The sequence below is a fragment of the Pedobacter steynii genome, assembly GCF_001721645.1.
GTDB classification, from domain to species: Bacteria; Bacteroidota; Bacteroidia; order Sphingobacteriales; family Sphingobacteriaceae; genus Pedobacter; species Pedobacter steynii_A.
On record NZ_CP017141.1, the window covers coordinates 1,073,881 to 1,087,211 of the forward strand.

The window sequence follows — 13,331 nt, forward strand, 5'->3', positions numbered from 1 at the left end:
TATGGCATGATAATAGGCCTATTAATCAGAGATATCTATGATTTTTTTAACGTTTAAATGCCTTATCAGCATGAGAACGTATCTTTTATGATTTACAAAGAAGAGGTTTAATTACCACCCGATTGCTGAACAAACAGATTTCGGGAAATATATTCCTCATTTAATGTATTCATATCATCGATAAATAATAAAATTATTGAAATAGATCTCTAAAAAATGGAACGAGTTAAATCATACTGGAAAAAATACAAGAAAACATTTGAATATGTTTTTCCTGTTGAAAATCAGTTTACGCTCTTCCGGATCAGTTCCTGGCGGATAGACTTATTCAGAAATACAATGATGTATTGTTTTCCAATAAGTCTGGTTGGACTGGTTTTATTTCTGATTCATGAATTTATAACAGGTAAGGTATTCTTTCCTGCATTTATGGTCATTGCGGTGATATTGCTTATGGGTTTTGTGATAAATAGAAAAATTGAATTGGATTACAGAATGGTCATTATGGTCATTCTCCTCTATTTTATTGCCGTAATTTACCTCGTTTTTGTAGGTTCTGACGGGCCTGGGGCTCTTTATTTATTGATCATTACCTTTTTTACGGCAATGATCTTTCCTCCGAAAGCCACTTATATCCCACTGATTATTAACACACTGATTTGCATCGGGATCGGTCTGATCATCAAATTTGATATTTTCCCGACTCCTTTATCTGATACCTATGACCTCACTTTATGGATTGCCTATTCGGGAAACCTGATTTTCATCAGTTTTGTAAGCGTATTGATGATCGGCAGTATTTTAAATGGATTTGAGAGAACGCGGATAAAAGAGGTGATGCTGTTAAAAAAACTGGACACTTCAGAAAGGTATTACCGGAATGTTTTTGATTCCAATCCTGTTCCAATGTACATTTTTGAATTAAATACCGGAAACTTCCTAAAGGTGAACGAGGCTGCTGTTAAGAAATACGGGTATTCGAAGGAAGAATTTCTGTCCATGAACATTACGAAAATAAGACCCGCTTCAGAGATCAGCAAGTTAATGGACATTTTTAGTACCATTAAGACCAGGGCTTATTCCGGAATATTAACACATATGAATAAAGAAGGGCAGTCCTTTCCTGTAGAAATAGATACCAATATTGTCAATTTAGATGGGATTGATGCCAGATTAGTATTAGCGACAGATGTGTCTAAGCGCGTCAATTACATCCGCATGATCGAAAAGCAGAATCAGGATTTTAAAGAGATTGCCTGGATTCAGAGTCACAAGGTCAGGGCACCGTTGACCAATATCATGAGCCTGACCGATCTGATGCTTCAGGATCCTCATGAGGATCATATTGATTTACTACAGATGCTTAAACGATCTACTACTCAGCTGAATGAAGCCATTGAATCTATTGTTCATCAGGCAGAAGAGAATCAGATTCCACCGGAATGAAGCAGGATTAAACTCAAATTTTTGAACAAAAAAAGTAGCGATAACGAACCAATAAATATATTCCAATGAAAAGATTTTATCTGATAGATGACGACGCGATATTCGTTTTTTTAACCAGAAAGACGTTACAGGTTGCCAATCTAAATACCGATCTCACCGTTTTTGAAGATGGCCAACAGGCTTTAACAGACTTGGAGCTAAGTGCAAATCAGCCAGGAATGTTGCCGGACATTATATTTCTGGACCTTAATATGCCCGTATTGGATGGGTGGGGATTTTTGGATAAGTATTCCTTATTGGAACCCAAAATGAGTAAAAAAATAGCCATTTATATTGTTTCATCTTCCATCTCTCCATCCGAACTGGAACGGTCGCAGAACATTCCCGTAGTAACGGAATTCCTGACTAAGCCACTCAGTCGTTCGAAGTTTGTGGAAATCTTTGAAGGGGCGTAAAATAAAAAGGCTGCTTTTGCATCAACAAAAGCAGCCTTTTTAGAGATCAGTATTTCTTTATTTTAAGCTCGATATCTGTGCTTTAACATAATCGATTAAAGAAATGATGTCTTTACGTAAAGGCTGAGCGACCAATACCTTCTGAAAATCGGCAATTGAATTATTAAATAACGCTACTACAGCAGCTTTTTCAGCAGATTTCTTGATCTTGTAAGATTTATATATTGCATAATCCTTATACGCCAAAGCCCTGTTTTGAAATAACTGGGTATCTTCTTCCCCGTTAACCTCAATTCCTTTAGTAAAATCCTTAATTGCGGATAGGTAGAAGCTCTCTCTGATTTGATTTAACGATTCCTTAGGATCATTGGCAATATTTAACCTGGCTTTACCTCTATAGTAATAAGCAGAATTATCTGAAGGTTTCAAAACAATTAAGCGGCTATAAGTCGCAATTGAATTTTCGAAGTCACCGCACTGAAAATAAGAGTAACCTAACATTTTCAACACATTTGCATTGTTAGGGTTTTTTGTATCTGCCTTTTCTAATTGTCCTACCGCACCTTTGAAATCGCCTTTCATCATGGCCTGCATGCCCAATTTATCGTAACCGCTGTTCTGCGCGATACTAACCTGAGTAGAAAAGACAAATAATAATAAGATGGTTTGCTTAAAATAGTTCATTAAGTTTTATTTAAAAAAATAAATATATTTAGATTTAGTTCAATACCCTAATAAAATATACAAAACGAGTTTACCAGTGGGTATTGGGATAAAGATACATCTAGGCAACTATCATACCATTTATAAATATTCCTCTTAAACGCTAAATAAATGAAAATATGATGAGAGGAGAAATTATTCTCTTTTTTTCAAAAGAAATACCAGACAATTCAGGCTTATTTTTCAAGCATATGTCGAATGTCCCTGACTTTTTAACAGAGAAAGCAGGGTAACCCCGTTTTGGCACAAGAGTTGAAAATATGCATAATTCAATATAATTAATAATTCATAAACGACATGCTGTCAGATTGTCGTTTTTTATTTTAGAAAGACTTACTTAAATGAGTAAACAAGATCATTTTGATTTTAGCAATGCACTACCCATCATAAATGAAGATACAGAGTTCTTTCCCTTGATGTCTCAACAGGACGAAGATGAAATGAATAATGAAGAAACCCCTGAAATACTGGCTATTCTTCCATTAAGGAACACCGTATTATTTCCAGGAGTTGTTATCCCAATTACTGTTGGCAGGGATAAATCCATAAAACTAATAAAAGAGGCTTACAAAGGCGACAAGATCATTGGTGTGGTTTCACAACGTGATGTTTCTATTGAGGATCCCACATTTGAGCAATTAAATAGTGTAGGTACGGTTGCGCACATTATAAAAATGTTGCAGATGCCTGATGGGAACACTACGGTGATCATTCAGGGTAAGCAACGTTTTCGTTTAATTGAAGAAGTTCAATCCGAGCCCTATATCAAAGTAACGATCAGCAAATTTGAAGAAGGCAAACATAAGGCCGACAAAGAATTTAAAGCGATGGTTGCTTCCATTAAGGAAATGTCTTCTCAGATTATTCAATTGTCGCCCAATATTCCAAGTGAAGCAGGGATTGCGTTGAAGAATATCGAGAGTACTTCTTTTTTGATCAATTTCATCTCTTCAAATATGAATGCAGATGTTTCTGATAAGCAAAAGATGCTGGAGATGACCAATCAGCGTGAGCGTGCCATGATGGTCATGGAACTGTTGACCTTAGAGCTTCAAATGCTGGAATTAAAAAACCAGATCCAATCTAAAGTGCGTACTGACCTGGATAAACAACAGCGTGATTATTTTCTGAATCAACAGCTGAAAACCATCCAGGAAGAATTGGGCGGCACTTCGTCAGACCTGGAATATGAGGCGCTGCAGATTCGCGCCAAGAAAAAGAAATGGTCAGTTCAGGTGAAGGAGCACTTTACAAAAGAACTGGATAAACTGGGAAGAATGAATCCTGCTGCACCGGATTATTCGGTACAGATCAATTATCTGGAGTTGTTACTAGACCTTCCATGGAATGATTTCACTAAAGATAACTTTGACTTAAAACGTGCACAACGCGTATTAGATAAGGATCACTTTGGTTTAGAGAAGGTTAAACAACGTATTATTGAGTATTTGGCTGTCCTGAAGCTGAAACGCGATATGAAGGCTCCCATCATTTGTCTGGTAGGCCCTCCGGGAGTAGGAAAAACTTCATTGGGTAAATCTATTGCAAAAGCACTAAACCGCAAATATGTAAGAATGGCATTGGGAGGCATCAGAGATGAGGCTGAGATCCGTGGCCATAGGAAAACCTATATCGGTGCAATGCCTGGCCGGATTATTCAGTCTATTAAAAAAGCTGGTGCGGCCAATCCTGTTTTTGTACTGGATGAGATTGATAAAGTAGGTTCTGACTTCAGAGGTGATCCTTCTTCTGCATTACTGGAAGTTCTGGATCCGGAGCAAAACAGTGCTTTCAATGACCACTATGTAGAAGCAGATTATGACTTATCAAATGTTCTTTTTATTGCTACAGCGAATTCATTGAGCAGCATCCAGCCCGCTTTACTTGACCGGATGGAGATCATTGAAGTAAATGGCTATACCATAGAAGAGAAAATCGAGATTGCAAAAAAATACCTCTTGCCTAAACAAAAGGAACAACATGGTATCAAGACAAAAGACATCAATCTGAAAAGCGGTTTAATAGAGAAAGTGATTGAAGATTATACCAGAGAGTCAGGTGTTCGTGGTCTGGAGAAAAAGATAGGTTCACTGGTACGTGGTGTGGCGACTAAAATAGCCATGGAAGAAACCTATGAAGCCAACCTGACCAATGAGGATGTGGAACGAATTCTAGGTGCGCCAATTTACGACAAGGACCTTTATGAAGGAAATGAAGTTGCCGGCGTGGTTACAGGCCTGGCCTGGACTCAGGTAGGTGGCGATATCTTATTCATTGAAGCCAGTTTAAGTCCCGGTAAAGGAAAATTGACCTTAACAGGAAATCTGGGTGAGGTGATGAAAGAATCTGCAATTATTGCGCTTGCTTATTTACGTGCCCATGCAGATTTGTTCAATATAGATTATGCATTATTTGACAATTGGGACATTCACGTACACGTACCTGCCGGAGCCACACCGAAAGATGGTCCCTCTGCAGGAATTACCATGCTCACCGCACTGACTTCTGCTTTTACGCAACGGAAGGTAAAATCAAACCTGGCGATGACCGGCGAGATCACTCTAAGAGGTAAGGTACTGCCTGTTGGCGGTATCAAGGAAAAAATCCTTGCTGCCAAACGTGCCAATATTAAAGATGTCATTTTATGTAAATCCAATAAGAAAGATATTCTGGAAATTAAAGAAAGTTATATCAAGGATTTAAACTTCCATTATGTTTCCGAGATGAAGGAAGTAATTGAGCTGGCTTTAACTAAAGAAAAAGTAAAAAATGCACAGGACCTTAGTGTAAAGGTTAAGCCGATTGCAAACTAAACTGTTTTTTCTTAATATTGCGCCACCAAACAAACAAAAATGAGAAAATTAACATTAGTTTTTAGTCTGCTGTTAGCGGTACTAAGTGTACAGTCCCTTTTTGCACAACAAAGCACTACACCTGCGCCTGTTACTGCAAGGGCACAGAATATCTTCATTGAACTTGGTGGTCAGGGTTTGACTTTTACAGCAAATTATGACTCCCGTTTTTCCAATAAAAGAGATGGTTTAGGAGGCCGCGCAGGTATTGGTTATTTCTCTGTTGATGGAGATAAGGTAATGACGCTTCCCCTTTCCTTAAATTACCTCCTTGGAAAAGGAAACAAATTCTTTGAACTGGGCCTTGGTGCCACTTATATTTCTACCAGCGGAGATTCTGAAGTACTTTTTAACAAGAATGAAAGCAATGTAATCGGAACAATGAGTTTCTTCTACCGGGTACAGCCTGAAGACAGCGGTTTTGCTTTCCGGATCGGTTTAAGTCCGGTCTTCAGCAGAGATTTCTTTTTGCCATATTATGGTGGTCTTAGTCTTGGCTATACATTTTAAGAATAAAAATACGATATTCAACTCCGGCAACACTGCCGGAGTTTTTTTTTAGAAAATAACCATGAAAACCTTTAGTAAAATACTACTTCCCTTTTCCCTGATCTATCTGTTGACCGTAAATCCAGCTGCAGCACAAACATTCAAAAATGAGTTCGGCTTCAGCAGCGATAACGATTCTTATTTACTTCAGGGTTCGGATAAATATTATACCAACGGTTTATTTATCAATTTTCGTCATGCTTTAGATCAGCAAAAGCTGACTGAAAAGCTGGAAAAGAAAACCTATGAAATTGCAGTTGGCCAAAAGATGTACAACCCTTATTCCGGTTCTGCCCCTGATCCAGCTAAACAGGACCGTCCCTTTGCAGGATATCTATATGCCGAAGGAACGATGAATTGGTTCTACAAGAATGAAAGCATTTTAAAGACCTCTGTACAGATCGGGGTAACCGGTCCTGCATCTCTGGCCGAAAAAGGACAAGAACTTCTTCATAACACCGTTGGATTCTATGAGCTGGAGGGCTGGGATTATCAGATCAAAGAAGAAATGCAGGTTAATCTTTCTGCAAAATATACCAGATTACTACATCGCTTTGATAGCAAAGCTGCAGATTTTTCATTTGAAGGTTATGCCAATATAGGAACAACCTTTAGTGGTGCTGGTGCTGGGATCTTGTTCCGTGCAGGCCGGATCAATCAGCTTTTTAATTCAGCATACACCAATTCTATGATCGGGAATAACTCAAAAACCAGAGGTCTGGTTAATAGCGAACTGTTCTTTTATGCTAAACCGCAACTGAATGTCGTGGCTTATGATGCGACCATACAAGGAAGTATGTTTAACGATAAGAGTCCGGTTACCTTTGGTGTAAAGCCCGTGGTTTTTGCGCAGCAGCTTGGCGTTAATTACAGCAGTCAGCGTTTTACTTTTGATTTTGGCCTCTTATTTAAATCTAAAGAAGTAAAAAGCATGGCGAAGGCACACCAATATGGCACCATTAGTCTGTTTTACCGTTTTAATTAAGCAGTTTAATCTAACGCAGGCCGTTTTCTGAATTCTTTTTTCGCCGAGACGGATTGTTTATCCGCCAGCCTCTTTCTGATTACAGATTTAGGCGTTTTTGTAGGCTTTCTTTTTTTCTGGATGTGCAGGGCTGATTTTAGCAGGGCGGTTAACTTGATAATGGTCCGCTCTTTATTCATCAGCTGGCTTCTGTCTTCCTGTGAGACGATGTGCAGGTTTCCTTCCTGATCCAGGCGATGGGCAAGTCTATCTTTTAAAAGCGCACGTTCTTCTTCTGTAAATAATCCGGCGTCATCAATATTTAGAATCAACTCTACTTTACTGGAAACCTTGTTTACGTTCTGTCCCCCCTTTCCGCCACTGCGGGAGGTTTTAAAGGTGACGGCTTTAACAATATCTTCTTTAAGGAGTAACATAGGTGCAAAAGTAATAAAGAAAAGCCGCCGTGAATGAAAAATCATTTAAAACAATTCCCTAAAATATTAACTTTGCCCTATATGAGAAAAAATCTGGTTGTAGCTATAGATGGCTACTCATCTTGTGGAAAGAGTACATTGGCAAAAGCATTAGCAAAAAAACTAGGTTTTATTTATATAGATAGTGGTGCAATGTACCGCGCAGTAACACTTTATTTTCTCCGGAATCATATTGATATGAATAATGAGGAAGCGGTTAAAGATGCCCTTCAGCATATTGAGTTAAATTTTCATTCAAGAGATTACGAATCACATATTACACTGAATGGTGAAGAAGTATCTGAAGAGATCAGACAAATGCCGGTTTCTGAAAATGTGAGTGAAGTTTCTGCCCATAAGCTTGTCCGCAAAGATATGGTGAAACAACAGCAACGTATGGGTAAATCAAAAAACATCGTGATGGATGGCCGTGATATCGGAACTACGGTATTCCCTGATGCCCAGATAAAATTTTTCATGACTGCAGATCCTAAAGTAAGGGCTGAACGTCGTTTTAAGGAATTGCAAAGCAAAGGAGATACCAGCACCACATTGGAAGATGTATTTGAAAACCTGGCGCATCGCGATTATGCAGATACGACCCGCGCAGAGAGTCCTTTAACCCGTGCTGAAGATGCAGTGATATTGGACAACACAGAAATCACCCCTCAGGAACAACTCGATTTTGCCATTGAACAGGTAAAACTCCATTTTCCGGAATAAAGTAATTTTACCACTCCTACGTTTTTATTTTCTCCTATACAAGCCCTTTATCGTTGTATTTTTGTCAATATTCAGTTACAAAAGGGCTGTTTACCTAAACATTACATTTCGATGTTTTAAGTAAAATATACGATTGATACTTTTGTTTAACAATTTTGTCAAACTCAAAAGTATATGTCTACCCGAGATACAGGTACAGAACAATTAATTAAAGATACGGCCAAACATCTGTTTTTTGCTGAGGGGAAATTACACGCCACCACACAAGAGATTGCCGATGCAGCCGGAGTAAACCGAACGTTGGTAAATTACTATTTCCGTTCCCGCGACATCCTCTTTGATCAGGTATTTAATGAGGCACAGGATGGCTTCGCCAGCACACTCGATGAGGTATTCAAATCCAGCATGCCTTTCAAGGAGAAAATCAGGAACCTGATTCATGTATTTATTAATGAAACAACGAAATACCCCTACCGTCAGCTCTTCATCATCACAGAAATGAACAGGGATAACGTGATTAATGCCAAGAAATCCAGGGCTAAAGAAGTCAAGGTATTTCTTGCTGAAATACAGGCAGAAATGGACCAGGGAAACGTCCGGAAAATGGAACCTAAGCAGTTCATTATGAACCTTTTTTCCCTGATGGCCCACCCCCTGCTTACTGCCCCCTTGAATCAGGCTCTTTTTGGCATGAATGATGACGAATACGCAAAACTAATGGAAGACAGAAAAGAATTAATTTTTGAAACCATTTTCCGATAAATAAAAGCAAACCCTCCAATATCCATAACAATGAAACATACAATTCAATCACTATTATTACTTCCGGCAGTTCTGATCCTTAGTTCTTGCGGAGGTGGTGCCCCTCAAAAAGGCGGCGCACCTGGCGATCAGGTAAAAGAATTCAAAGTATTAGAACTTCAGCCGCGTGTTGCGGTATTGAATACAGATTATCCGGCCAGCGTTCAGGGACAGGAAAACATAGAAATCAGACCTAGAGTAGATGGGTATGTGGAGAAGATTTATGTAGACGAAGGTTCTGTAGTCAAGAAAGGACAACTGCTCTTTAAAATCAACGCCCCTCAGTATGAGCAGGAAGTACGTACCGCTACTGCAAGCATAAAAAGTGCTGAAGCCGAAGTAAGTTCTGCTAATATGGCTGTAAATAAAGTAAAACCTTTGGTAGAGAAGGATATTGTGAGCAAATACGAATTAGAATCTGCTCAATATACTTATCAGGCAAAAGTTGCGGCATTGGCACAAGCTAAGGCTGCTCTTTCCAATGCGAGAACAAACCTTGGCTATACTTCGGTAACCAGTCCGGTAAACGGAGTAGTTGGCGCCATTCCTTTCCGTTTGGGAAGCTTGGTAAGCGGCAATAATACGGAGCCATTAACTACCGTATCCAGCATTGGCAATGTATATGCTTACTTTGCATTTAATGAAAAACTGTTGCTTAACTTCTCTAAAGAAGGCGAAGGCAGCAGTCTGGCGCAGAAATTAGCAAAACTACCTCCGGTTTCCTTATTGTTATCTGATGGCACTTTATACGATCTGAAAGGACGCATTCAAACCATCACCGGACAAATCAATACTGCCACAGGTTCTGCAAATGTACGTGCGACCTTCCCTAACCCTAAAGGACTCATCCGTAGCGGCGCAAGTGCTACTGTCAGGATTCCTAATGAAATTAAAGAAGGCTTACTTATTCCACAGAGTGCTACTTACGAATTACAGGATAAGCGTTTTGCCGTGGTTGTAGATAAAGACGGTAAGACAAAAAATGTAGCCATTACCGTATTGCAAAATACAGCAGGTAATTTCTATGTGATCCAGGATGGATTAAAAGCAGGCGACAAGATTGTCCTGGAAGGAGTTGCCACACTTAAAGACGGCACGCCAATCAAAGCAACTGCGACAAGCGCAGAAACTGTTTACGCAGACCTAAAATAAAGAAACAGATATGTTTAAGCAATTTATACAGCGACCAGTGCTGTCGACCGTGATCTCCGTGATCATCGTCATACTGGGACTTTTAGGGTTACTTGCGTTACCCATTTCACAATACCCTGATATTGCGCCTCCGACGGTTCAGGTTTCTGCTTCTTATACCGGAGCAAATGCTGACGTTGTACTTAAGAGTGTGATTATACCGCTTGAAGAGCAGATCAACGGGGTGGAGAACATGACCTACATGACCTCTACCGCTACGAATGAAGGATCAGCCAGTATCAACATCTTTTTCAAAGTAGGTACTGATCCCGATTTAGCTGCTGTAAACGTACAGAACAGGGTTTCCAGAGCAACGAGCTTACTCCCACAGGAAGTTACACAAGCCGGGGTTACCGTGACAAAGAGTCAAAGTAGTAACCTTTTGATTGTTTCCCTGAACAGCGAGAACAAAGCTTATGATCAGACTTTCCTTCAGAATTATATCAAGATCAACCTTGTTCCTCAGATTCAGAGGGTAACGGGTGTTGGTAACGTCAACGTATTCGGTTCAAAAGATTACTCCATGAGGATCTGGTTGAAACCAGATGTGATGGCACAATACAGCCTGATTCCTGCTGATATTTCTGCTGCATTGGCAGAACAGAACATCGAAGCAGCACCGGGTAAATTCGGCGAGAATGGGAATGAATCTTTTCAATATGTAATTAAGTTTAAAGGAAGGCTGACAAAAGCGACTGAGTTTGAGAATATCATCGTTAAATCTGCCGGAAACGGACAGTTACTGAGACTGAAAGACGTTGCCCGGGTAGAATTGGGTTCATTAACCTATTCCTCCAATATTGTAACCAATGGTTTACCATCAGTAGCCTTTGCAGTGAGCCAGACTCCGGGATCAAATGCAAGAGACGTGATCAACGAATCTAAAAAGATCCTTGATGCTGCAGCAAAAGACTTCCCTAAAGGAATTAAGCACATTTACCTGGTGGATGTGAATGAAAACCTTGATGCTTCCATTGAAAAAGTAATCCATACGCTAATAGAAGCCTTCATTTTGGTATTTATCGTCGTATTTATCTTCCTTCAGGATTTCCGTTCCACGTTAATCCCGGCAATTTCAGTTCCGGTGGCGATTGTGGGTACGTTCTTCTTCCTGAATTTGTTTGGGTTTACGATCAACTTACTGACGCTCTTTGCCCTCGTCCTCGCGATTGGTATTGTGGTGGATGATGCGATTGTGGTCGTCGAGGCCGTCCATGCCAAGTTAGATCAGGGTTATAAATCGGCAAGAAGGGCAACCGTTGATGCCATGGGAGAAATCTCCGGTGCGATCATCTCGATTACACTGGTCATGGCCGCTGTATTTATTCCGGTAACGTTTATCACCGGATCTACCGGGGTATTCTATAAGCAATTCGGGCTTACCCTTGCCGTTGCAATTATTTTATCTGCGATCAATGCCTTGACTTTAAGTCCGGCTTTATGTGCGATTTTATTGAAACCACATGCAGACGATCATAAACACAGTAGCTTTATCCAACGTTTCTACACTGCTTTTAACGTTGCATTTGATAATGTAACCAGCAAATACAAACGTTCTATTCAGTTCTTTTCTGTAAAGAAATGGATCATCATTGCTTCGATTGCGTTCTTTGGGATCGGGCTTGCTTATATGATGAAAACCACCCCTTCTTCTTTCGTTCCTTCGGAAGATCAGGGAACTATTTTTGCCAATATCAGCTTACCTCCATCTGCATCGATGGAAAGATCAGAAGTCGTGACTAAATATGTAGACAGTCTTGCGAACTCTATTCCTGAGGTTAAAAATACCTTGAGAATTGTAGGGCAAAACTTTACTGCTGGTCAGGGTAGTGCTTATAGTATGGTAATTTTGAAACTCAAAACATGGTCTGAGCGTAACCGGAGTGTGGACCAGGTGATTGGTGAGCTTTTTGCCAAGACCTCAGGGATACGCGATGCGAAGATTTTCTTTATCGCCCCTCCTACCATCCAGGGATTCGGACAAAGTGGTGGATTTGAGTTCCAGCTTCAGGATAAAGGCGGGCACAGCATTCAGGAATTATTTAAAGTAAACACAGACTTCCTGGCAGCTTTATCTAAACGTCCGGAGATTCAGTACGCCCAAACCTCTTTCAACCCCAATTTCCCGCAATATATGCTGGACATTAACCTGGAGAAATGTAAAGAAGCAGGAATTACAGTAAACTCTGTATTGAATACTTTACAAGGTTATTATGGAGGGTTATATGCCTCGAACTTTAACCAGTTTGGAAAACAATACCGTGTAATGATTCAGGCGGATGCCAATTACCGTAAAAACCCGGAAGGACTGAACAAGATCTTTGTCAGGAATAGTAAAGGTACAATGGCCCCTATTACAGAGTTTATCAATCTCACAAGGGTATATGGTCCGGAGTCGATCACAAGGTTTAACCTTTTCAGTTCCATTGCCATCACTGGAGCACCAAATCCAGGTTTCAGCTCCGGAGATGCGATCAAAGCCATCCAGGAAGTAGCTGCGGAGTCCTTACCTGCGGGTTATGGATATGACTTTTCTGGTCTGACCAGGGAAGAGCTTGCTTCAGGTAGCCAGACTGCATTTATCTTTATCTTATGTCTGGTATTCGTTTACTTCCTGTTAAGTGCGCAGTATGAAAGTTATATCCTCCCATTTGCGGTATTACTTTCTGTGCCATTCGGTTTAGCAGGTGCGTATATTTTCTCTATCATTTTTGGCCTGAACAACAGTATTTACCTACAGATTTCACTCATCATGCTCATTGGTCTACTGGCCAAAAACGGGATTTTGATTGTGGAGTTTGCATTAGAGCGAAGACGCCATGGACTACCTGTTGTACAAGCAGCTGTTGAAGGAGCCGTAGCACGTCTGAGACCAATTCTAATGACCTCCTTTGCCTTTATCTTTGGATTGGCTCCATTGATGATTGCTACCGGAGCAGGTGCGGTAGGTAATAAATCTATCGGTACAGGTGCCGTAGGCGGGATGCTGATCGGAACAATTCTGGGGGTATTTGTGATCCCTGTATTGTTTATCATCTTCCAGACTTTACAGGAAAAAGTGAGTGGTCCTCCGCATTTGAAAAAGCATGACGACGAGGATGAAAATCCTATCGACCCGGCTTTAGCGAAAAAGCTTCCAGTGATTTAAGTT

Annotated in this window: 11 protein-coding genes; 9 read left to right on the forward strand and 2 right to left on the reverse strand. The window is 40.2% G+C overall.

What is annotated here, in order from left to right:
- The first annotated feature begins 216 nt into the window (after nucleotides 1–216).
- Nucleotides 217–1,446, forward strand: coding sequence for a PAS domain S-box protein (locus BFS30_RS04250; RefSeq protein WP_069378131.1), 1,230 nt, complete (start codon nucleotides 217–219; stop codon nucleotides 1,444–1,446).
- A 65-nt stretch (nucleotides 1,447–1,511) separates the two neighbouring features.
- Nucleotides 1,512–1,901 (forward strand): response regulator, encoded by a 390-nt coding sequence (locus BFS30_RS04255; protein WP_069378132.1) that lies wholly within the window; start codon nucleotides 1,512–1,514, stop codon nucleotides 1,899–1,901.
- A gap of 57 nt (nucleotides 1,902–1,958) precedes the next feature.
- Here the strand turns inward: BFS30_RS04255 and BFS30_RS04260 are convergent, their stop codons facing one another.
- Nucleotides 1,959–2,585, reverse strand: a complete 627-nt coding sequence (locus BFS30_RS04260) for a tetratricopeptide repeat protein (RefSeq protein WP_069378133.1) — start codon at nucleotides 2,583–2,585, stop codon at nucleotides 1,959–1,961.
- A 380-nt stretch (nucleotides 2,586–2,965) separates the two neighbouring features.
- Between BFS30_RS04260 and lon the strand changes: the two genes are divergently transcribed.
- The 3 genes from lon to BFS30_RS04275 all read left to right on the forward strand — a co-directional run bounded on the left by lon (nucleotide 2,966) and on the right by BFS30_RS04275 (nucleotide 7,010).
- A complete protein-coding gene (lon, locus tag BFS30_RS04265) occupies nucleotides 2,966–5,437 on the forward strand; it encodes an endopeptidase La (RefSeq protein ID WP_069378134.1) in 2,472 nt (823 codons plus the stop codon).
- 39 nt (nucleotides 5,438–5,476) lie between these two features.
- Nucleotides 5,477–5,986: a hypothetical protein gene (locus BFS30_RS04270; protein ID WP_069378135.1), complete on the forward strand. Its 510-nt coding sequence runs from the start codon at nucleotides 5,477–5,479 to the stop codon at nucleotides 5,984–5,986.
- A 61-nt stretch (nucleotides 5,987–6,047) separates the two neighbouring features.
- Nucleotides 6,048–7,010, forward strand: a complete 963-nt coding sequence (locus tag BFS30_RS04275; RefSeq protein ID WP_069378136.1) for a lipid A deacylase LpxR family protein — start codon at nucleotides 6,048–6,050, stop codon at nucleotides 7,008–7,010.
- 5 nt (nucleotides 7,011–7,015) lie between these two features.
- Here the strand turns inward: BFS30_RS04275 and arfB are convergent, their stop codons facing one another.
- A complete protein-coding gene (gene arfB, locus BFS30_RS04280; protein ID WP_069378137.1) occupies nucleotides 7,016–7,426 on the reverse strand; it encodes an alternative ribosome rescue aminoacyl-tRNA hydrolase ArfB in 411 nt (136 codons plus the stop codon).
- 81 nt (nucleotides 7,427–7,507) lie between these two features.
- Between arfB and cmk the strand changes: the two genes are divergently transcribed.
- The 4 genes from cmk to BFS30_RS04300 all read left to right on the forward strand — a co-directional run bounded on the left by cmk (nucleotide 7,508) and on the right by BFS30_RS04300 (nucleotide 13,328).
- Nucleotides 7,508–8,188: a (d)CMP kinase gene (gene cmk, locus BFS30_RS04285; RefSeq protein WP_069378138.1), complete on the forward strand. Its 681-nt coding sequence runs from the start codon at nucleotides 7,508–7,510 to the stop codon at nucleotides 8,186–8,188.
- Between the two features lie 174 nt (nucleotides 8,189–8,362).
- Nucleotides 8,363–8,950, forward strand: coding sequence for a TetR/AcrR family transcriptional regulator (locus BFS30_RS04290; RefSeq protein WP_069378139.1), 588 nt, complete (start codon nucleotides 8,363–8,365; stop codon nucleotides 8,948–8,950).
- Nucleotides 8,951–8,980: 30 nt separating this feature from the next.
- The gene (locus BFS30_RS04295) at nucleotides 8,981–10,141 is read left to right on the forward strand and encodes an efflux RND transporter periplasmic adaptor subunit (RefSeq protein ID WP_069378140.1); all 1,161 of its coding nucleotides are present in this window, start codon (nucleotides 8,981–8,983) and stop codon (nucleotides 10,139–10,141) included.
- Between the two features lie 10 nt (nucleotides 10,142–10,151).
- On the forward strand, nucleotides 10,152–13,328 hold the full coding sequence (locus BFS30_RS04300; protein ID WP_069378141.1) for an efflux RND transporter permease subunit: 3,177 nt from the start codon (nucleotides 10,152–10,154) through the stop codon (nucleotides 13,326–13,328).
- The last annotated feature ends 3 nt before the right edge of the window (nucleotides 13,329–13,331 follow it).